Consider the following 19,768-nt stretch of genomic DNA (forward strand, 5'->3'; position numbering starts at 1 on the left):
TCAGGCCCCGGCGTGCCCATTGACCGCGGACGTGCCGTCCCGCCGCTGCGCACCGAGGTACACGCCGATCCGGGTGACCAGCCGGCCCATCTCGTACGCCACCGTGCCCATGTCCACGTCCTCGTCACCGAGCACCGCGAGCCGAGCGTTCTCACCCGCGGACGCGATGAACAGCGTGCGGTCCTGGAACTCGATGATGATCTGGTCCACCGGGCCGCTGCCGAACCGGCGGCCGACCCCGGCGCCGACGCTGTACAGCGAGGACGCCGCGGCGGCGAGCAGCTCGGCGGCGTCCTGGGCCAGCGACGCGGACTTCTGCACGACCAGGCCGTCGGTGGACAGCACCAGTGCGTGCAGCACCTGGTCCACCGACGTCAGTTCGTCGAGCATCCAGGTCAGGTCTTGGTTTGCGGTGGATTCCATGGCTCTTCCCGTCCCTGTCGGTTGTGGTGCGTGGGGTGACGTCACTCGCTGCCGCGGGCCGGTGGGGTGATGTCCCCGGTCCGGCCGGCGCGCCAGCCCTGCTGGTAGCTGGCGAAGCGGTTCCGGGCCGCCTCCGGCGAGTGCGCCGGCCCGGCCGCCTGGGCCTGCGCGGAGTCGTCCTTCAGCTGGGGCGCCAGGTGTTCCTGCGGGCGGCGCTGCGGCAGCGGCGGGCGCGCCGTGGCGACCACCGAGGCGGACCGGGGTGGCGGCGTGGGCCCGGCGGTCGCGGCCCGGGCCACCGGGACCGGCACCGGTTCGGCGCTCACCGGCGCCGGCACCGGTACGGCCGGCGGGGGAGCGGCCTCGAAGAACGAGGAACCGACCGGCGGCACGGCGCCGAGCGTCTCCTCCTCCTCCACCGGGTCCGGGGCGATCCGGTGCAGGTCGTCCGCCGAGGCCAGCGCGTTCGCCGGCAGCAGCACCACGGCCAGCACCCCGCCGTACGCCGAGGTGCGCAGCGTGACCTGCATGCCGCCGCGCTTGGCGAGCTCCGCGACCACCCAGAGGCCGACCTGGGCGCCGCCCTTCAGCCCGCTCAGGTCGGGCGTCGGCGCGGTGGACAGCAGCACGTTGGCCCGGTCCATCGCCTCCGGAGTCATGCCGACGCCGGCGTCCTCGATCTCGATCACCACGCCGTGGTGCGCCTGGGTGCAGCTGATCCACACCTCGGAGTCGGGCGGCGAGAAGACCAGCGCGTTGTCCAGCAGCTCGGCGAGCAGGTGGGTGATGCCGGCGACGGCCGAGCCGCTGATCGCCACCTCGGGCGTGCGGCGCAGGGTGACCCGCTGGTACTGCCGGGTCTCGGCGATCGCGCCCAGCAGCACCCGCCGGACCGGCACCGGGCGCGCGAACCGCCGCCCGGCCTGACCGCCGGCCAGGATGATCAGGTTCTCCAGGAACCGGCGGGTCTGGGTGAGCTGGTGGTTGATGTCGAACAGCTCGGCCAGGATCTGCTCGTCGCCGATCCGGTTCTGCAGGTCCTCGATCACCTTGAGGCCGTGCTGCAGCGGGCGCTGCGGGCGGCGGGCGACACCCATCAGCATCGCCATGCCCGCGGCCCGGGTGGTGGCCTCCTCGACGGCGGCGTCGACCGCGGCGTGCAGCGACCGGTTCAGCACGGTGGCCAGGTGGCCGATCTCGTCCCGGCCGTAGTCGCGGTTGGGCAGTTCCAGCGCGACGTCCACCTTCTCCCGGCGGCGCAGCCGGGCGATGATCGCCGGCAGCCGCTCGTCGACCACCGCGACGGCGTCCTTGCCGAGTTGCGCGAGGCGCACGGACAGCGCCTGGTTCACCAGGATCTGCGACTGCCGGATCGCGGAGATGATGGCGGTCAGCGCGATCAGCAGGGCCACCGCACTGCCCAGGGCCGCGGCCAGCAGCTGGTTGTTGCCGTCGCGCAGGGTCTCGGCGGAGACCCGGTCGGCCTGGATGATCGTGAGGTTCACCAGCCGGTCGGAGATCGCGGTGCTGACCGTGGCCCACTGCTCGGGGGTCAGCTGCATCGCCTTGGGCGGCCGGTTCCGCCACGGCCCGGCCGTGATCAGCGCGTTCTCCGCGGCGGTCAGCATGGCCCACTCGCGGCTGGCGATCATCCGGTCGTACTCGGCGCGCGCGTCCGGATGCAGGTGGGGGGCCGCGTCGCCGAGCGTGTTGTGATAGCCACCGACCAGGTTCACGAACTGCAGGTGTTCCGGCGCGCCGAGCACCTTGGCACCGAACGCCCCGGAGACGATCGAGGCCGCCCGGGACATCTCGTCGCCGGCCCGGAACGCGTCCACGCCGGTGATGCCGCCCTGCGTCGCCTCGGAACCCGGCACCACCCGCGCCTGGGTGTCGAACAGGCTGATCGCCGAGTCCAGCAGATCGTTGTAGTAGTCCGTGGTCTGCGCCCGCCCGGCCCGCCCGGAGTCGATCGTGCTGCGCACCGCGGGCAGCCGGTCCAGCCGGTCGGAGAACGCGTCCCAGCGCACCGCGATCCGCCGCGGCGCCCGGGCCAGCACCGAACCGGCGGCCGTCCGCATCCGCTCCACCAGCACGTCGGTCTGCCGCCGCTGCTCGATCAGGGACGGCAGGTCCCGCGCCGGGTTGGAGAGGTAGTCGACGCTCTCCCGGCGCTCCACCTGGATCGCGGCGAGCGTACGGACCGCGGGGATGGACACCTGCCGCACCCCGTTGGCCACCTCACGGTCGTAGAAGCCGTTGAAGACCAGGTACGTCGACGTGGCCAGCCACAGCACGAGGGCGGCCACACCGGGCACGAGGATGAGGCGGGCGATGCGGCGCTTGATGGACTTCTCCGGGCCGCGCAGAGCCTCGTCGGGTTCGCTGTTCTTGCTCACTGTGCTCGCGATCTGGGTCGTGGGGAGTCGGCACGGTCCGTGCGGGCCGCCGCCTCCCCGGTTCGTCCGGGCTGGTGCTCGTCTCCGGTGTTGCCGTCCGGTCCGCTCATCCGGGCAGGGCCGCCCCTCCGACCCCGGCGCACGGCCGTCCGTCGATGCGGCAGTCCTCCGGGGCCGCCGCCAGCAGCGTGGCACCGCGCACCTGGAAGGAGATCCGCACCGACCCGCCGGCCGGTACCGTCCGGGTGGTCTCGTCCGGCTCGAACGTCCACGTCGAACCGTCCTGGCTGGCCACCGCGCCGGACACCTTGGCGATCTGCAGGGTGGGCCGGGGCAGGGTCAGGGTGAGCTGCCAGCCGTCCCGCCCGGCCGCGCCGGGATTGCTGACCGCCACGTCGGCCGCGTAGCCGAGCAACCCGGTGCCGCCGTCGGCGAACTCGTAGCTCGCGGTCAACGGGACCGGTGCGGGCGGTGCCGGAGCCGGCGGTGCGGGCCGGCCGTTCCCGCTGTCGTTCCCGGTGCCGGAGCCGGGACCGGTGCCGGTGCCGCCCGGCCGGGGTGCGGTCGTCGACACGCCCGGCGCCGGGCTGGTGGCACTCGCGGTCGCCCCCGCGGCGGGCCGGGTGGCGGACGGAACCGGCGGCGTGCCGGTCGGTGCGGACGGTGCCGCGTCGGCCACCGGTGCCCGCGCGGTCGCGTGCGGCGGCAGCGACGCCAGATCGTCCCGCCCGGTCAGCAGCGTCCCGACCACGACGCCGGTGCCCGCCACCGCGAGCACCGCACCCGCCACCAGCCAGACCATCCCGGCCCGCCGCGGCCGGCCGGCCGCCTCGAGCCGCGGCTGGGGCCCCGACTGCGCGGCGACGGCCAGGCGCATGGCGGCGTCCAGCAGCATCACCATCGGGGAGCGGCGTTCCCGCCGCGGTGCGTCCGACATTCCGGGCCTCTCGTCTCTCACAGCGTCAGCAACCCGTCGCGCAACCGTTCCATCACGTCGATCGGCGGATGTCCGTCCGGCGGCTCCTCGGGCGTCCGGACCAGCCCGGCGCCGCGCAGGTCGCCCAGCAGTTCCTCCACCGCGCCGAGCGGAAGGCCCAGATAGGCGGCGATCTCGGCGACGGACAGCGCCCGCGTGCACAACCGCAGGATCGCCGACTTGTCCGCGGACAGATCGGCGCCCTCGGTGCGGTCGCCGGTGCGGCGGACCAGGGTGCTGACGGTGAACTCGTGGCCGGCCGCGGTCGCCCGCCCGCCGGTCGTCGCGTACAGCCGGACGATCGGGCCGGCCTGCTCGTCGTACCAGGCGTCCTCCGGCCCGCCGCGCGGTCGCGCCGGGCCGTGGCCGATCAGCCGGCTAGTCATCGCCACCCACCCCGGCCATGGCGGCGCCGGGCCGGACCCGGCGCGGTGCGGGCCGGTCGGTGGCCGGCCCGGCGTCCGCGACGAGCAGTGCCGCCGGCAGGCGCACCTCGGCACGCAGGCCGTCGTCGTCGCTGTGCAACCGCACCGCGACGCCGGCCCGCTCGGCGAAGCGACCGGCGGCGTACAGGCCGTGCCAGGTGTCGGTCTCCGGTGGCGTGGGCCGGTCCAGCATCTCGGCGGCGGTCCGCAGGTCGTCGTCGGACATTCCGGGGCCGTGGTCGGCCACGGTGAGCAGGTAGTCGTCCGCGTCGCGCCGGCCGGAGACCCGCACCCGGGTCTCCGCCGGGGAGAACACCACCGCGTTCTCGATCAGCTCGGCGAGCAGGTGCATCACGTCGGCGACCGCGGCACCGGCCAGCCCGGCCGGCTCCACCTGTGCGGTGGACACCCGCTCGAAGTCGGGCACCTCGGCCGCGGCCGCCCGGACCACCTCCTCCAGGGGCACCGGCCGGGTCCAGCGCCGGCCGGGTGTGCCGCCGGTCAGCGCCACGCTCTTCTCCACGTTGCGGCGTACCCGGCTGGCGAGGTGGTCGATCCGGAACAGCTCGCCCAGCGTCGCGTCGTCGCCGACCCGGCGCTGCAGGCCGTCGAGCAGCCGCAGCAGCCGGTGCAGCAGCGCCTGGTTCCGCCGGTTCTGCTCGAGCAGCAGGTGCAGCAGGGGAGCGCCGGCGCCGGGCGAACCGGCGCCGGCCACGACCGGGGCCGCGGCGGCCGGCGCACCGGCCCGGCCCACGATGCGGCGCAGGGCGGCCAGCACCGCCACCACGGCGACCAGGCCCACCCCGGCGAGCAGGCCGGCGCCCGCCACGGTGGCCATCGCGCCGGGCACCGCGGCCCGGCGGGCCTCGCGGACCGCGGCGACCTCGAACCCGCGCAGCCGGGTGCGGTACTCGTCCAGCTCCGTCGACCGGGCCGTGGCGGCCGCGTCGACGTCGTCCGGCGCCGCGGCGATCAGCTCGTCCTCGCGCGCCCGCAGCCGGCCGGTGGCCGGACCGTCGGCGAGCGCCCGGAAGTCCGGCCGGGACGCCGCCGGGAGCTGATCGGCGGCCTCGGCCAGCAGCACCCGCCGGGTCAGCACCAGCTCCGCCACCCGGGCCCGGGCCGGCCCGTCCAGCCCGGCCCGGCCGGACCCGCCGACCAGCGCGGCGTCCTCCCGGGACAGGGCCTCCCGGGCCCGGCCCAGCGCGAGCAGCGCCGAGCCGGTGCCGGTGGTGCGGTCCGGCCACAGCCACGGCGCGCCGGCGAAGGCCGCGGCGACGATCCCGGTGTACCCGGCCAGCACCGGTTCCAGGGCGGCCGAGCGAGCGTCCACGGTGGCCCGCAGCCGGGTCCGGCCGTCGAACGCGCGGAGCAGGTCGTCGGTGCGGCGGACCGCCTCCGCGCCCGCCGCGGTGCTCCGGACGCGGCCGGACAGCGCGGTACGCAGCCGCTCGCCGGCCCGGTCGGTCCGGGCCCGCTGGGCGGCCAGCGCGCCGCGGTCCACCACGCCGGCCAGGTAACCGGCGGACAGCCGGCGTTCCTCCTGCAGCTGCACGACCACCTCGTCGGTGGGCGCGCCCAGCACCCGGGTCACCGTGTGCGTGCGGACCACCTCGACCGCGTCCATGGTCAGCGGGACGGCGGCCGCCGCCCACAACAGGATCAGCAGGCCCGCGCCGACCTGGGTCCAGAGCCGTGTCCGGGTCCGCCCGGCGGTCTCGGTCACGGCTGCCCCCCGCCGGTGTCCCGGGGTCCGGCCGGTGCCGCGGGTTCGCTGGTCAGCGTGCGCAGCCGGGCCAGCAGGTCGCGCCGGTCGGTGCAGCCGAGCCGCTGCCGGATCCGGGCCATGTGGTGCTCCACGGTCTTCGCCGAGATGTAGAGCCGGTCCGCCACCTGCTTGTACGTCAACCCCGCCAGCACCAGCGTGGCGACCTCCTGTTCCCGGTCGCTGAGCACCGGCCGGGCCGGGCGGTCCCCGGCGGTACGCGGTTCCGCCGCGGTGGGCCGGGCCTGCAGCGAGCGGGCGCAGTCCAGCAGCGCGGTCATCGCCTTGCGGTCCGGGGTGCGGATCGCGGCCTGCCCGGCCAGGCGGGCGCCGTCCCAGGCCAGCCCGAGTTCGGCCATGGCGCGGGCGGCGGCCTCGACGGCGTCCGGGTCGATCCGCTCGGCGAGCAGGTCCAGCCAGCACTGTCCGGCCGCGGCCAGCGCCGCCGCGTACGGGCTGCGGTCCTGCTGCTCGCGCATCGCGGCCAGGTGCCGTTCGCCGGCCGGCCGGTCGTCGGTCAGGGTGGCCGCGTGCAGCCGGGCCCAGTGCAGCGGAACGCTCCACAGTGCCGGGTCGCCGAGCCGCCGCAGCAGGTCGTCCGCGGCGGCCAGCGCCGGCTGCACCTGCCGCTGCTCGCCGAGCCGGGCCGCGGCGACCGCGATCTCGCCCAGCGGCAGCAGCGTGAACAGGTCGACCGGCTGCCCGATCAGCGCCTGCGCCGCCTGCGGCCAGGCCGCCCGCAGCCCGACCAGGTCGCTGTTGCGGCGGGCCAGGGCGATCCGCAGCGCGGCGGCGAAGACCAGGTCGCGTCCCGGGAGCGCGGACGGCTCCGGCGCGGCGGTGGCGGCCGCGGCGCCGGTGGGAACGCCGGCCCGGGCCGCCTCCTCGGCCGCGGCGGCCAGCCGGCCCTGCGCCATCAGCGTCCAGGCCAGCATCAGGCGGTGCCGCCGGACGAACAGCGGGCCGCCCAGCCCGGTCTCCAGGGCCCGCTCCAGGACCGACTGCGCGGTGCCGAACTCGGCGCCGTGCACGGCCACCAGGGCGGCCAGCGCGGCCGGGCTGTCCGGCAGCAGCACCGCCGAACCGGACGGTTCGAGCAGCTGGGCCGCCTGCACCAGCGCGGACAGTGCGGTCACCGGCGAGCCGCCGGCCGAGTCGCAGACGCCCCGGGCCATCCCGTACGCGGCCGTGCTCAGCAGCGTCGGCGGACCGGCCAGCGGATCGGCCGGCTCGTCCGGGGCGGCGGCCAGCAGCCGTTCGGCGGCGTCGAGCCGGCCGGTGCCGACCAGGCCGACCGCGCCGAAACCGGCGGCCAGCCGGGGCGTGGCCCACCGGTACAGCTCCACCGCGCGGGCCAGCTGGTTGCGGTGCGCCAGGGTCGCCGCGGCCACGCACGCCGCCTCGGCCCGCTGGTCCGGCGGGCCGCCGGCCAGCGCCTGGTCGGCGAGCAGCGACGCCAGGTCGAGGTCGCCGGCCAGCGCGGTGGCCAGCGCGCGCCGGGCGGTGGCCGGCCGGCCGGCCCGCGACGCGGCGGCGAACAGCCGGGCCGCGAGCGCGGGGTCGCCGCGCAGCGCCTCGTCGCCGGCCGCCAGGAACGCGTCGCCCAGTCCGGTGCCGTCCGCGCCGGGCACCAGGCCGACCGCCGGTCCACCGATCGCGGCGTCCGGCCCGGTGTCCGGCATGAACCGCAGCAGCGGGCTGATCAGGGCGAGCACCGGCCCGCCCCGGGCCAGCTGCCAGCCGGCCAGGCGCTGCCGGATGTCGATGCGGTGGGCCACCGGGCCGTGCACGGCCAGTGCCTGCCAGGCCAGCGGTACCAGGGTGCCGGTGCCGGCCAGCATGCCGGTGGCCTTCGCAGCGGCCACCAGAGCGGCGGCCCGGTCCGGGTCGCGGTCCAGCAGCGCGCCGACCAGTTCCAGTGACAGCCCGGCCCCGGCCTCGACGGCCAGCAGCACGGTGAGCAGGTCCGGGTCCAGGTCCTCGAAGTCCGCCGCGAACGGTGCCAGCGCCGCCGCCGGGGCCCGGTCCGGCGGCGGCCCGGCGAGGTCGGCGCCGCTCAGCGCCGGAACGAGACGGTCCAGGTAGCGCGGCACGCCGCCGCTCTGGGCGAGCATCCACTCGGTCCAGGCCGGCGGCGGGTCGCCGCCGAGCGCGGGCGCGGCCCGGTCGCGGACCTGCGGGCCGGTCAGCGGCGGCAGCGACACCGGCGCCCGGTGCCGGCGCAACACGTCGATCAGGGCGGGCAGCGCGTCGGGCCGCGGCCAGGGCCGGTACGCCACCAGGGTCCGCACGCCGGGGCGTTCCGCCCGCCCGGCGATGTCCCGCAGGCGGGCGTCGTCGACCAGGTGCGCGTCGTCGACGAGCAGCACGGCGGACTCCGGATCGCCGCCGGCCGGTTGCCACGGCGTCGCCACCGGTACGCCCGCGGCCCGGTACGCCGCCGCGAGTTCGTGCAGCAGGGTCGTCTTGCCGTACCCGCCGGCGCCGCTCACCGCGACGCTGAGCGGCGCGGCCGGATCCGCGCGGACCTGTTCCACCAGGGCGGCCGCCGCGGCGCTGAGCAGCGCGGCCGACAGGGTGGCCACCGGCGGGCTCATCGACCGCCCACCGATGCCGCGCTGACCCGGACCGGCGGCCGGGGTGGCGGCAGCACCGCCTGGGGGCCCGGCGAGACGGTCTCGGCCGGGCCGATCACCGGCGCCTCGCTGGTCGGGAAGTCCGGCACGGCCGGTACGGCGGCCGGCCGGCGGATCCGCGGGCGCACCGACAGGGCGGCGCCGCACGCCACGGTCAGCCGCCGGTCGCCGTGCTGCAGGACCGGCACCCCGAACGCGGCGGCGAGCAGATCGGACAGCACGGTGTGCCCGGCGGCGTCACCGGCCAGCAGCACGGCGGAGAGGTCGGTGGCCGGGATCCCGCACGCGGTCACGGTCCGTACGGCCAGGTCCACCCCGGCCTGCAGCAGCGCCCGGCGGTCGGCGTCCGCGGCATCGTCCACGTCGGACCCGCTGACGTCCGGGCACTCCACCGTGCTGACGAGTTCGTGCTGGCCGGACGGGTGCAGGGCGACCAGCGACACCTCCAGGCCGGTGGCGCCGAGTCGGAACACGAGCAGCACCGTACCGGTCGGCGGGAGACGGTCCGCGGCCTGGAACGCGGTGACCACCGCACCGGCCCGCGACACCAGCGCCGGCTCGCCGAGCCCCGCCTCGGCCAGGGCGGTGCGGAGCAGGCCCAGGCGGTACGGCCCCCAGCCGGTCGGATGCGCCACCGCGATCTGCTCCGGCGCCTGTCCCTGCAGCTGCCACAGCCGGCCGGCCACCCAGCCCACCATCCCGGCCACCAGCGTCTGCGCCGGGAAGCCCCGGGACGCCAGCCGGACACCGACGTCGTCGCCGACCCGGCTGAGGAAGCCGGCCGCGTACTCGCCGGGACGGCCGGGCCCGGTGCCGCTGTCCGCCGCGACCAGTCCGCCGCCCGGGGCGAGCAGCAGCGTGGCGGCGACCGCCGGATCGGTGGCGCCGAGGTTCACCGGCTGCGCCGGGCCCCAGTGCGCGTCGGCGGCCTCCGGGGCGCGGCCGTGCGGCGAGCGGTTCACCCGCCGGCACACGGCAGCCGCCACGGAGCTTTCGCCGATGTCGATTCCGAGCAGGTACGGCACGTGGTTCGCTCCTTGCCGCCGGTGTCGGACCGGCGGCGATCAAGATGTACGGATAGGGCCGTAACGTTCGTACCAGATCAGGCATCGAAGATCGTCCCCCAAAGTTCGGCGTGTGGATCCCCTAAGCCCCTAATCCGGCGCGGGCGCCGATCACCGGGCGGCCCACCTGGGAAAGGGGAGTCCGCCCCGATGCCCCCCGGGCGGTCCGATCCCTACCGTGAGGACTCGCCGGGTGACGATCCGGCTCCTTCGACCGCGGCTGCCGGGTACGGCCCTCCCGGCAGCCGCCGAACCGACCACAATCACAGGAGCACCCCACAATGGATTCCTCCCCCACGTTGCAGGATTTCGTCCTCAACCTGATCTACGACCCGCTGGCCCGCAACGCCTTCGAGCTGGACCCGCAGGGCGTGCTGGAGAGTGCCGGGCTCGGTGACGTCACCGCCGCGGACGTGCAGGAGGTCATCCCGCTCGTCGTCGACTTCGCGCCGCTCGCCGAGGTCGGCTCGGTCGTCGGGTCGCTCGGCGTGACGGAGGTGACCAGCGGCGTGGCCGACCTGGACGTCACCGGCGCCGTCACCCACCTGCAGGCGGTCACCGCCCACCTCTCCACCGGTGGCCACCCGGCCGCCGACCTGACCGCGGCCACCGCCGGCGCGGTCATGGTGACCAGCGACGGCCTGCTGCCCGGTGCCCCGGTGGTGGGTGCCGGCCTGGAGCACGCCGTCACGGTGCAGTCGCCGGCCTACACCCCGGCCGACGACTCGCTGTCCGCGGTGCACGACCCGGGCCTCGGCCTGGACGCGGGCGTGTCCACCGCCACCAGTGTGGTGTCCACGGTCGTCACGGACGGCGACGGCCTGGTCGCGTCCACCGGTATCGATGCCGGCGCCACGCTGGACGTCACCTCGCGCGTGGTGACCGATGTGGCGGGTTCGGCCGGGCTGTCCGACGTCGTGGACCTTGACGTGGCCCACCTCGACCCGGCAGTCTCTTCCGTCGTCGGTACGGTGACCGATTCCGACACGCTCGACGGTGTCACGGCCGATCCGGTGGGTGGCGCCCTCGACGTCGCCGGCGATGTCACGTCGACCGCGACCGGCCTGGTCGACGGCCTCGGGCTCCGCCCGGAGCGGGAGACCGAGGTGGACAACCACGGGGCTGTCACCGACCTGCTGTTCTGAGCGCGCCCGGTCGCGCCGGAGCCGGGCGGTAACGGTCCGACGCAGGGCACGAGTTCGGACGAGCAGGACGGGCGGGACGATGCAGCACTGGGAGGTGGGGGCTACGTCATCGGTGGCCCCCACCTCGCCGGTGCCGCCCGACGGCCGCGGTGAGCTGCAGTCCACCGCGGCCCCGCGCTGGCTGGAGGTCCTCGACGCGACGATCCAGCGGTGCGCCGCGCACGGCCGGGCCGAGCTGCAGGAGTGGCTGTCCGGCCGGCGCACCCAGCTGCTCCATCCGCAGTTGCGGGTGCTCGTCGCCGGTGCCGCCGGTCAGGGCAAGAGTCACCTGGTCAACTCGCTGATCAACGCGCCGGTGTGCCCGGTCTCGGACACCTCCCGGACCAGCGTGGCGACCGTGGTCCGGCACGGCGAGGCACCGGCCGCACACCTGGTGACCCGGGCCGGGCCGACCACGCCGTGGACCGCGCCGGCCGGCCCGCGGGACCGCATCCCGTTGCGTACCGAGGGTCTCACCGACGCGGTCACGGAGGCCGTGCTGGCCCAGCCGGCCGGCGTCACCGCGCTGCTGCACGCCGAGGTGGAGGTGCCCCGGGCGCTGCTCGCCGAGGGGCTGGTGCTGATCGACACGCCGCCGCTGACCGATCTGCCGGAGCAGAGCCCCGGCGCGGTGGCCGACCTGCGCGGGCTCGTCACCTACGCCCGCGCCGACCTGGTGCTGTTCGCCTGCGAGTCCACCCGGGACGTGACGGACGCGGAACTCGACGTCCTCGCCGACCTCTCCCGGCTGTACCCGCACGTGCTGGTCGCGCTCACCAAGACCGATGTGGCCCCGCGCTGGCGGGACGCCCTGGCACAGACCCGGGACCGGTTGACCGAGGCCGGGGTGCCGGCGACCGTCATCGCCGTCTCCAGCACGCTGCGCCAGCACGCCGTGCGTTCCGGCAGCGGCCCGCTGAACGACGAGTCCGGCTACCCGCACCTGATCGCGCACCTGCAGCACACGGTCGCCACCAAGCAGGACGAGCTGGCCCGCAACACGGTGGCCCTGCTGGGCCGGCTCGCGGTCGAGCGGGTCGCCACCCCGCTGCGCGCCGATCTGCTGCGCAGCGCCGAACCGTCGGACGCGGTGGCCCAGCTGCACGAGGCGCAGCGCCGGCTCGAGGACCTCCGGCGGATCACCACCCGCTGGCAGAACTGCCTGGCCGACGAATCCGGCGACCTGCTCTCCGACATCGAACAGGACCTGCGGGAACGCACCCGTGCGGTGCTCACCGAGGCGGAGGCGACGCTCGACACGCTGGACCCGGCGCGGTCCTGGGACGAGTTCGAGCCCTGGCTGCGGCAGGCGGTGCAGGAGGCGGCCGAGTCCAGCTTCGCCTGGCTCGCCGAGCGCTCCGAGTGGCTGGCCCACCGGGTGGCCGAGCAGTTCCCCGAGTACGGCGACCAGGTGCTGCCCGCGTGGGCGTCGGTGCCGGTCGACGAGGTGCCGGACCGGTCCGGCGGCCTCACCCCGCCCACGGTGGAGAAGTTCACCACCACCCAGAAGCTGTTCACCGGCCTGCGCGGCTCGTACGGCGGCATCCTGATGGTCGGGCTGGCCACCAGCATGGCCGGCATGTCGCTGATCAACCCGCTCTCCATCGGCGGCGGTGCCCTGATGGGCGGCCGGACCATCCGCGAGGAGGGCAAGTCGCTGCTCAAGCGCCGCCAGGCCACCGCGAAGCTGGCCGTGCAGCGCCACGTCGACCAGATCTTCATCGGCCTGGCCAAGGACGCCAAGGATTCGGTCCGCCGGCTGCAGCGCACGCTGCGCGACCACTACAGCGGCGTCACCGAGGACATCCACGAGGCGATCATGGAGTCGCTGCGGTCCGCCAAGGCCGCCGCGGACCGCGACCTGGCCGAGCGGGCCCAGCGCGCCCGGCGGATCGAGCACGAGCTGAACCAGCTCTCCGGCCTCTACACGCAGGCCCAGGCGCTGACCGGGCGGCACAGCCCGGCGATCGCGGCCACCGGGATCGGGCCGGGGTGACCTCCGGCGACCGGCTGGCCGACCGGGTGCACGACCTGCTCGTCGAGGCGGTCCGCATCTACCACGACAACGGGCCGGCCCAGGAGTGGCTGCACCAGCACCTGGTCCGGCTGGACGGGCCGCTCCGGCTGGCCGTCACCGGGCCGCCCGGCACCGGCAAGTCCACCCTGGTCAACGCGCTGGTGGGGGAGAGCGTCGCCCCGGTCGCGTCCGAGCAGGCCGCCGGGCACCTGACCTGGTATGTGGACGGCCCGCAGCCGCGCGCCCAGGTCAGCCCGTGGTACGGCGATCCGTACGAGCTGCCGCTGCACCGCGCCGACCGCGGCCTGCGGCTGGCCGGACCGTCCGCGATGTACGCCTCCGGGGCCGAGGCGATCCACCAGGTGCTCCTGGAGTGGCCGAGCCGGTCGCTGCGGCACACCCATCTGCTGGACACCCCGGGCCTGCCGCCGGCCGACGCGGGCTGGGAGACGGCCGCCGGGATCTGGCAGGACGCGGACGCGGTGCTGTTCCTCAGCCGTACCCTGTCGGCCGCCGACCTGCGCCGGATGCCGCCGGTCCGGGGCGGCTGGGCCGCGACGGCGCTGCCCCTGCACGTCGTGGTCGTGCTGTCCCGGGCGGACGAGACCGCCGGGGGCCGGGTGGACGCGCTGCTGGCGGCCAAGCAGATCGCCCGCCGGCGGCGGCGCGAGCCCGACCTGACGCTGATCTGCCAGGACGTGGTGGCGGTGTCCGGCCTGATCGGGTACGCCGCCCGCGCGCTGCGCCAGGACGAGTACGACGCGCTCGCCGCGCTGGCCGTGCAGTCCCGCACCGACCTGGAGCCGCACCTGCTGTCGGTGGACCGCTTCCGGTCCGCCGACGCGGTCCCGCTGGATCCGGCCTGGCGGGAACGGCTGCTGGACCGGTTCGGCCTGACCGGCGTCCGGCTGGCGACCACCCTGGTCCGGTCCGGGGCGCAGGACCCGCGCGCGCTCGCCGAGGCGCTGCTGCGGCACAGCGGCCTGGCCGAGCTGCAGTCCGTGGTGGCCGACCTGTTCTCCGCGCGGCGCAGCGTGCTGAAGGCGCGCGTCGCGCTGTCCGCGATCGAGCAGCTGGCCCACCGGGAACCGCGCCCGCAGTCCGGTTACCTGCTGACCGAGGTCGAGCAGGTGGTGAGCGAGGCGCACGAGTTCGCCGAGCTGCGCCTGCTGGCCGCGCTGCGGACCCGCCGGGCCGGGTTGCCGGCCGAGATGGCGGTGGAGGCGCGCCGCCTCGCCGGTGGATCCGGGGCGAGCATGTCCGAGCGGCTCGGGCTGCCGGCCGAGGCCCCGCCGGAGGAGCTGTGGGCGCGGGCCGCGGCGGCCGCCGAGCGCTGGCGGCGGGAGTCGCAGGAGCCGGGGCGGCCGACCCGGGAGCGCCGCACGGCGCAGGTGGTGCTGCGCAGCTGCGAGGCGATCCTGCAGCAACTCGGCTGACCCGGTACCGCCGGGCTGTTCCCGAGGATACCCGTCTGCCAATATGGGAGCGCTCCCATCTACTGACGTGCATCAATGCGGAGGACTTCATGAGAACCACCACCCGTCTGCTCACCGCCCTGGCCGCGCTGTCCCTGACCCTGGTCGCCGGGGGCAACGCCGCCGGGCACGCGGCTGCCGGGCCGGGCGGCTGCCGCGTGCCCGGCGTGCTGTTCTGTGAGGACTTCGACCGCCTGCCCACCGGCGGCCCCAGCACGCTGCGCTGGGGAGTGGACACCCGCAACGGCACGCTCGCCGTCGAGCCGGCCCGCCGCGGCGGCAAGCAGCTGCACATCACCACCCGCGACAACGGGCGCGCGTTCCTGCGCGCGGACGATCTCACCGTCCCGCCGACCGGGTTCTACGGGCGGATGCGGCTGCGGGTCGACGCGTTCCCCACGGCGCCGGACTGGGCTCACTTCACGCTGGTCGAGGCCACCGGGTCGAGCAGTGCGGAGATCGTCCGGCCGGTCGGCGGCCAGTACGTGCCGACCCTGGACCGCTCGCTCTGGGGCATCGGCGCGGACGGCGGCCCGACCGGTGACTGGACCGCCTGGACCGAAGAGGCACCGACCACCGAGGACCGCTGGCAGTGCGTGGAGTGGCGGCTCGACCCGGCCACCAACACCGTGACCACCTGGTTCGACGGCGGCGCCGGAGCGGTGCTCACCGCCTCCGAGAACGCGCACGGCGGCAACGACGTGCCGTTCGTCCTGCCCACCGTGGACACCGTCAAGATCGGCTGGCAGCTGTACCAGGGCGGCACCACGCCCGAACGGTTCAGCCTCCGGATCGACGACATCGCGCTCGCCACCGAGCGCGTCGGCTGCTGACCCACGGCGCTTCCGGCCCGGCGGCCGGCCCGTACGGCGGGCCGCCGGTTCAGCTCGCCGCGCCCTCGGTGATGTTGCGCTGCACCGCCCACAACGCCACCGCGGTCCGCGACGGCGCGCCGGTCTTGCGCAGCAGATTGGACACGTGCACGGTCACGGTCCGCACCGAGATGCCCAGCGCCGCCGCGATCTGCTTGTTCGACATGCCCTCGACCAGGCAGCCGAGCACCTCCCGCTCGCGCGCCGTCAGATCGGTGGCCGGGGCGTCGCCGGGCTCGCCGGCCAGCGCACCCGGCCCGCCGCTGCCCTCGACCGCGATCAGTTCGCTGAGCCGGTAGGGGTTCCCGCCGGTGCGGCGCCACACCGAGGCGGCCATCCGGGGCGTCACCTCGTGGTCCGCGTACACCTGACTGAGCACCTGCCGCACCTGCTCGGCGTCGAGCGAGCCCAGATGCTGGCGCACCGCGCCGGGCGCGCCGGACAACCGGGCCAGGGTGCGCGAGGTGAGCAGCGGGGACACCGCCGCGTCCGGCGGCTGGCTGGTGACCAGCAGCAGCGCCGGGACGTCCGCGCCGGCCAGCTCGGCGATCAGGGTCAGGCTCGCCGGGTCCAGCGCGTGCAGGTCCTCCACCACGAGGACGGCCGGGCCACAGTCCACCAGCGCCCGTACGGTCGCGACGGCGATCCGCAGCAGCGCCTCCGGGGTGTACCGCTCCCGGGGGACATCCGGGTCCTGCGCCAGCCAGGACAGGGCGTCCCGGGGCACCGGCAATCCGGTGACGTCGCGGCCGGCCAGCGCGGCGGCCAGCCAGTCGTAGGGTGCGGGGGTGTGCAGCCGGGCCGAGCCGCGCACCACCCGGTCCGGGTCGATGGCCTGCAGTGCGGCCGCCGCGAGCGTGGTCTTTCCGGTCCCCGGCAGGCCGGTGACCACGGCGGGCACGGCCCGCCCGGTGTGCTGGACACGCGTCCAGGCCCGCCGCAACTCCTCGAGTGCGGCGGCGCGTCCCACCATCGGCACCGGCATCACCACCCAACACTACGTAGTAGGTACTAGAGACAGCCGGGCAGGTTCTTGGCAATCTGGTGTCATGACGCTTGCTGTCCGCGCGGTCGCCGCCACCGATCAGGGCCTGGTGCGGTCCAACAACGAGGACGCGGTCTTCGTGGGCAACCGGTTGTTCGTGGTCGCCGACGGCATGGGCGGCCTGCCCGCCGGCGAGCTGGCCAGCGACATCCTGGTCCGGGCGCTGGCCGTGGTGGACGAGATGCCGGACGGCGGCGAGCCGTTGCAGGACCTGATCGCGGCGCTGGAGACGGCCAACGGGCGGATCGAGGCCGCGGTGGCGGACGACGACGCCCGCGACGGCATGGGTACGACGGTCACCGCACTGATGCTGGCCGGTGACCGGGTCGCCGCCTTGAACGTGGGCGACTCCCGGTGCTACCTGATCCGCGACGGCGAGCTGACCCAGCTGACCCGCGACGACACGTACGTCCAGGCACTGGTCGACCAGGGCGTGCTCACCCCGGACGACGCCCGCCGGCACCCGCAGCGCGCACTGGTCACCCAGGCCGTGCAGGGTGGCCCGTTCCGTCCGGCCGGCCGGATGATCCCGGTCCACGTGGGCGACCGTTTCCTGCTGTGCAGCGACGGCCTCACCGACTACGTGGCCGACGACGTGATCGCCGAGACGTTGCGGAACTGCACCGACCGCAAGACCTGCGCGGCCGAACTGGTCCACCGCACGCTGGAGGCCGGCGCACCGGACAACGTCACGGTGATCGTCGCGGACGTGGTCAGCCTCAACTGAGGTCGAGCCGGCGCACCAGGGTCGCCGGCGCCACGGTCCGGTACGCGTCCTGGCACAGCTCGGCGATCTCGGCCCAGTCCGGGTCGCGGTCCAGCCGGACGCCGAGCCAGCCCCGGTGCCCCACGTACGGCGGCCGGAAGAACCGGTCCGGGCCGGCCGCGACGAGTTCCTCCTGCGCGCCCGGCGGCGCCGCGCACCACAGGTGCGCGAACGCGAGATCGTGATGGCCGGAGTCCCACACCATCACGAACATCTTCTTGTCGCGGACGAACCAGGCCGGGGTCCCGTGGCTGAGCCGCTCGGTCACCTCGGGGAACGCCAGGCAGACGGTACGCAGGCGGGCAAGGTCCACGCGGATATTCTGCCCGGTGTCAGGGGGCCGTGGCGTCGACCGGGACCCAGTCGACGAACTTGCCGGTCCGCCCGTCGCCGGACGAGCGGCCCCGGACCCGCCGGTGCAGCCACGGCAGCACGTGCTCGCGGTAGTACCGCGCCTCGGCCAGCACCCGGCGGCTCTCCGCGGGTCCCGGGTCGACCACGTGCGCGGCGGTGGCGTGCCCGAGCGCGGTCAGCACCAGGCCGGCCACCCGCCGGTGCCCCGCCGCGTTGAGGTGCAGCCGGTCCGGCGACCAGTAGCCGGCCCGGCGGATCTCGGCGTCGCCGAAGACGTCGACGAACGTGAGATCGTGCCGCGCGGCGAGTTTTCCGACGGCCGCGCCGAGTGCCGTGCCCCGCCGGCGCATGACGCCGCCGAGCGGCAGCCGCGCGGACGGGTCGGCGCCGCTGAGCAGCACGAGCCGTACGCCCGCCTCGGCGCAGCGCCGGACCGCCCGCTCGGTCAGCGCGACCAGGCGGCCGGTGTCACCGCCGGGCCGCAGCATGTCGTTGCCGCCGCCGTTCAGCGTGATCATCGTGGGCGCCGGCGTCAGGGCCAGCGCACGCTCCAGCTGCTCGGTCACGATCGGTTCGAGCAGGCGGCCCCGGACGGCCAGGTTCGCATACCGCACCCCGTCGCCCAGCGCGCCGGCCAGCCCCGCGGCCACCAGGTCGGCCCAGCCGCGCACCGTGCCGTCCGGGAGTTCGTCGCCGACCCCCTCGGTGAAACTGTCCCCGATCGCCACGTACCGCATGCCCCGTCCTCCGTCCGCGCCGCAAGCTACCCACCGGTATCTTGCCCCGTCCGAGGGGGTTTTCGCGCACCCGGAACGGCGCTCAGCAGGTCGGGTCGTCGGTGAGCCCGGTCACGGCCTCGCAGGGATTGCGGGTGGGGTCGAGCCGGTCGGCGAAGACGGCGACCCGCTGGAGCAGTTCCTTGAACTCCGGCCCGCGGTCGCCGAGCGTGGCCAGGATCTCGTCCTCGACCCGCAGCATCTTCTCCCGGCGCTCCTTCCAGAGCGCCAGGCCCGCGTCGGTGGCGACCACCCGCCGGTTCCGGCGGTCGGCCGGGTCGAGCTGACGGGCCACCAGGCCGGCGGTCTCCAGATCGTCGATGAGGTACGTCAGGACGCTGCGGTCGATGCCCAGCTGCGCGGCCATCACGACCTGGTTGGCGGCCAGGTCCTGACTCGCGTTGGCGACGACCAGCCAGCCCCGCGGACCGCCCGGAATGTCCGAGATGATGTCGTCCACCGCTCGCAGGTAGCGCCGGAGGATCACCCCGAGGGCCCACGCGAAGTCGTCCTTGAGCAGGCCGGCGGCCGGCTGGACGTCCGGCGGCGCGGACGCGACGGGCTGGGAACGGGCGGGCCGGCGCGGCATACCCGCATAGTAGTCGAGCCGACAAACGTGATGTCTAACCAATGATCTGAGGCACAACGTGTTGCACTGCAAATCATCTGCGCGCACGATGAAGTCATGAACCTCTACCGACTCGATGCCAGCATCCGCGGCGACCAGTCCGTCAGCCGCGCCGTCGCCGACACCGCCGAGGCGGCGTGGGCCCGCAGCCACCCCGACGGCACCGTGACCCGGCTCGACCTGGCCGCCACGCCGGTGAGCACGGAGACCTGGACCGCGGCACTGGCCGGCGCGTTCACCCCGCCGGACCAGCGCACCCCCGAACACGCCGACGCCGTGGCACGGGCCGCGTCGCTGGCCGACGACCTGCTGGCCGCGGACGCCTACCTGTTCGCGGTGCCGCTCTACAACTGGGGGGTGTCCCAGCACGTCAAGTCCTGGCTCGACGTGCTGCTCACCGACCCGCGCCTGCGCCCCGGCGAACAGCCGATGCGTGGCCGGCCGGCGGCGCTCGTGGTGACCCGCGGCGGCGGCTACGGCCCGGGCACGCCGAAGGAGGGCTGGGACCATGCGACGCCGTACTACCGGCGGATCTTCGGCGACCTCTTCGGCCTGGACCTGCACGTCAGCGAGGTGGAACTGACCCTCGCCGAGTCCACCCCGGCGATGGCCGACCTGCGCGACCTGGCCCGGCAGCTCCTGGACGCCGGCCACGCCTCGGCCGGTCGGCACGGGGAGTTGCTGGCCCGGAGCGTGCTGACGGCGGCCCCCTGAGAGACCGGCGGCCGGCGTCGGCTCACCATCGCCCTGCGCGGGAGGAACCGGAGCCCCGGCGCCTGCTGAACCCGGACGCCGGGCGTGATCCGACCTCGATCGTCGCCCTGGTCGCGCCGGGTGAGGTGGCGCGAAGGTGGCCGACCCACTCCGCCGGGTCGGAAATGCACGAGATGTTCGCCGCTGACCCGGCACATCTTGGAGGCTCCGACGAATCTGGTCCGAAACGGGTGACCGTCCGGGCGGTGG

17 protein-coding genes are annotated in these 19,768 nt (G+C 75.5%); 6 read left to right on the forward strand and 11 right to left on the reverse strand.

Annotation, left to right across the window (positions count from 1 at the left end):
* The 7 genes from LDL48_RS33945 to LDL48_RS33975 all read right to left on the reverse strand — a co-directional run bounded on the left by LDL48_RS33945 (position 1) and on the right by LDL48_RS33975 (position 9,649).
* Entirely contained in the window at positions 1-423 is a 423-nt protein-coding gene (locus tag LDL48_RS33945; RefSeq protein ID WP_225259225.1) for a roadblock/LC7 domain-containing protein, read from the reverse strand.
* A gap of 41 nt (positions 424-464) precedes the next feature.
* Entirely contained in the window at positions 465-2,822 is a 2,358-nt protein-coding gene (locus tag LDL48_RS33950; RefSeq protein WP_225259226.1) for a sensor histidine kinase, read from the reverse strand.
* Positions 2,823-2,928: 106 nt separating this feature from the next.
* Positions 2,929-3,759: a cellulose binding domain-containing protein gene (locus tag LDL48_RS33955; RefSeq protein ID WP_225259227.1), complete on the reverse strand. Its 831-nt coding sequence runs from the start codon at positions 3,757-3,759 to the stop codon at positions 2,929-2,931.
* 17 nt (positions 3,760-3,776) lie between these two features.
* Positions 3,777-4,184 (reverse strand): DUF742 domain-containing protein, encoded by a 408-nt coding sequence (locus tag LDL48_RS33960; RefSeq protein ID WP_225259228.1) that lies wholly within the window; start codon positions 4,182-4,184, stop codon positions 3,777-3,779.
* Positions 4,177-5,949: a sensor histidine kinase gene (locus LDL48_RS33965; RefSeq protein ID WP_225259229.1), complete on the reverse strand. Its 1,773-nt coding sequence runs from the start codon at positions 5,947-5,949 to the stop codon at positions 4,177-4,179. The genes LDL48_RS33960 and LDL48_RS33965 overlap by 8 nt, the downstream gene beginning before the upstream one ends.
* Positions 5,946-8,585 carry a helix-turn-helix transcriptional regulator gene (locus tag LDL48_RS33970; RefSeq protein ID WP_225259230.1) on the reverse strand — a complete coding sequence of 880 codons (2,640 nt, stop codon included), beginning with the start codon at positions 8,583-8,585 and terminating at the stop codon, positions 5,946-5,948. Before LDL48_RS33970 ends, LDL48_RS33965 begins: the two co-directional genes overlap by 4 nt.
* A complete protein-coding gene (locus LDL48_RS33975) occupies positions 8,582-9,649 on the reverse strand; it encodes an Hsp70 family protein (RefSeq protein WP_225259231.1) in 1,068 nt (355 codons plus the stop codon). The genes LDL48_RS33970 and LDL48_RS33975 overlap by 4 nt, the downstream gene beginning before the upstream one ends.
* Positions 9,650-9,969: 320 nt before the next feature.
* On the opposite strand from LDL48_RS33975, the gene LDL48_RS33980 reads away from it, so the two are divergent.
* From LDL48_RS33980 to LDL48_RS33995, 4 genes are all read left to right on the forward strand, one after another.
* On the forward strand, positions 9,970-10,833 hold the full coding sequence (locus tag LDL48_RS33980) for an IniB N-terminal domain-containing protein (protein ID WP_225259232.1): 864 nt from the start codon (positions 9,970-9,972) through the stop codon (positions 10,831-10,833).
* 94 nt (positions 10,834-10,927) lie between these two features.
* Positions 10,928-12,868 carry a dynamin family protein gene (locus tag LDL48_RS33985; RefSeq protein WP_225259233.1) on the forward strand — a complete coding sequence of 647 codons (1,941 nt, stop codon included), beginning with the start codon at positions 10,928-10,930 and terminating at the stop codon, positions 12,866-12,868.
* Complete coding sequence (locus LDL48_RS33990) at positions 12,865-14,325, forward strand: GTPase (RefSeq protein WP_225259234.1); 1,461 nt, start codon at positions 12,865-12,867, stop codon at positions 14,323-14,325. The genes LDL48_RS33985 and LDL48_RS33990 overlap by 4 nt, the downstream gene beginning before the upstream one ends.
* An 89-nt stretch (positions 14,326-14,414) precedes the next feature.
* Positions 14,415-15,197, forward strand: coding sequence for a hypothetical protein (locus LDL48_RS33995; protein ID WP_225259235.1), 783 nt, complete (start codon positions 14,415-14,417; stop codon positions 15,195-15,197).
* Positions 15,198-15,246: 49 nt separating this feature from the next.
* Here LDL48_RS33995 and LDL48_RS34000 read toward each other — a convergent pair whose 3' ends face one another.
* On the reverse strand, positions 15,247-16,224 hold the full coding sequence (locus LDL48_RS34000) for a LuxR C-terminal-related transcriptional regulator (protein ID WP_372472252.1): 978 nt from the start codon (positions 16,222-16,224) through the stop codon (positions 15,247-15,249).
* Between the two features lie 61 nt (positions 16,225-16,285).
* Between LDL48_RS34000 and LDL48_RS34005 the strand changes: the two genes are divergently transcribed.
* Positions 16,286-17,008: a PP2C family protein-serine/threonine phosphatase gene (locus LDL48_RS34005; protein ID WP_225259236.1), complete on the forward strand. Its 723-nt coding sequence runs from the start codon at positions 16,286-16,288 to the stop codon at positions 17,006-17,008.
* On the opposite strand, the gene LDL48_RS34010 is transcribed toward LDL48_RS34005, so the two are convergent.
* From LDL48_RS34010 to LDL48_RS34020, 3 genes are all read right to left on the reverse strand, one after another.
* Positions 17,001-17,360: an MmcQ/YjbR family DNA-binding protein gene (locus LDL48_RS34010; protein WP_225259237.1), complete on the reverse strand. Its 360-nt coding sequence runs from the start codon at positions 17,358-17,360 to the stop codon at positions 17,001-17,003. The genes LDL48_RS34005 and LDL48_RS34010 overlap by 8 nt on opposite strands.
* A gap of 19 nt (positions 17,361-17,379) precedes the next feature.
* On the reverse strand, positions 17,380-18,138 hold the full coding sequence (locus LDL48_RS34015) for an SGNH/GDSL hydrolase family protein (protein WP_225259238.1): 759 nt from the start codon (positions 18,136-18,138) through the stop codon (positions 17,380-17,382).
* An 82-nt stretch (positions 18,139-18,220) separates the two neighbouring features.
* The gene (locus LDL48_RS34020) at positions 18,221-18,766 is read right to left on the reverse strand and encodes a MarR family winged helix-turn-helix transcriptional regulator (RefSeq protein ID WP_225259239.1); all 546 of its coding nucleotides are present in this window, start codon (positions 18,764-18,766) and stop codon (positions 18,221-18,223) included.
* Positions 18,767-18,862: 96 nt separating this feature from the next.
* On the opposite strand from LDL48_RS34020, the gene LDL48_RS34025 reads away from it, so the two are divergent.
* Positions 18,863-19,519, forward strand: a complete 657-nt coding sequence (locus LDL48_RS34025; RefSeq protein ID WP_225259240.1) for an FMN-dependent NADH-azoreductase — start codon at positions 18,863-18,865, stop codon at positions 19,517-19,519.
* Positions 19,520-19,768: the final 249 nt, after the last annotated feature.

Origin of the sequence: Jidongwangia harbinensis (genome assembly GCF_020216025.1) — a bacterium.
In the GTDB taxonomy this organism is placed as follows: domain Bacteria; phylum Actinomycetota; class Actinomycetes; order Mycobacteriales; family Micromonosporaceae; genus Actinoplanes; species Actinoplanes harbinensis.

Bases quoted from the DNA above. Each gene is read 5' to 3' on its own strand.
- LDL48_RS34025 (WP_225259240.1), top strand. From the start codon at position 18,863: ATGAACCTCTACCGACTCGATGCCAGCATCCGCGGCGACCAGTCCGTC.
- LDL48_RS33995 (WP_225259235.1), top strand. From the start codon at position 14,415: ATGAGAACCACCACCCGTCTGCTCACCGCCCTGGCCGCGCTGTCCCTG.
- LDL48_RS34015 (WP_225259238.1), bottom strand. From the start codon at position 18,138: ATGCGGTACGTGGCGATCGGGGACAGTTTCACCGAGGGGGTCGGCGAC.
- LDL48_RS34020 (WP_225259239.1), bottom strand. From the start codon at position 18,766: ATGCCGCGCCGGCCCGCCCGTTCCCAGCCCGTCGCGTCCGCGCCGCCG.
- LDL48_RS33945 (WP_225259225.1), bottom strand. From the start codon at position 423: ATGGAATCCACCGCAAACCAAGACCTGACCTGGATGCTCGACGAACTG.
- LDL48_RS33970 (WP_225259230.1), bottom strand. From the start codon at position 8,585: ATGAGCCCGCCGGTGGCCACCCTGTCGGCCGCGCTGCTCAGCGCCGCG.
- LDL48_RS33960 (WP_225259228.1), bottom strand. From the start codon at position 4,184: ATGACTAGCCGGCTGATCGGCCACGGCCCGGCGCGACCGCGCGGCGGG.
- LDL48_RS33955 (WP_225259227.1), bottom strand. From the start codon at position 3,759: ATGTCGGACGCACCGCGGCGGGAACGCCGCTCCCCGATGGTGATGCTG.
- LDL48_RS33980 (WP_225259232.1), top strand. From the start codon at position 9,970: ATGGATTCCTCCCCCACGTTGCAGGATTTCGTCCTCAACCTGATCTAC.
- LDL48_RS34005 (WP_225259236.1), top strand. From the start codon at position 16,286: ATGACGCTTGCTGTCCGCGCGGTCGCCGCCACCGATCAGGGCCTGGTG.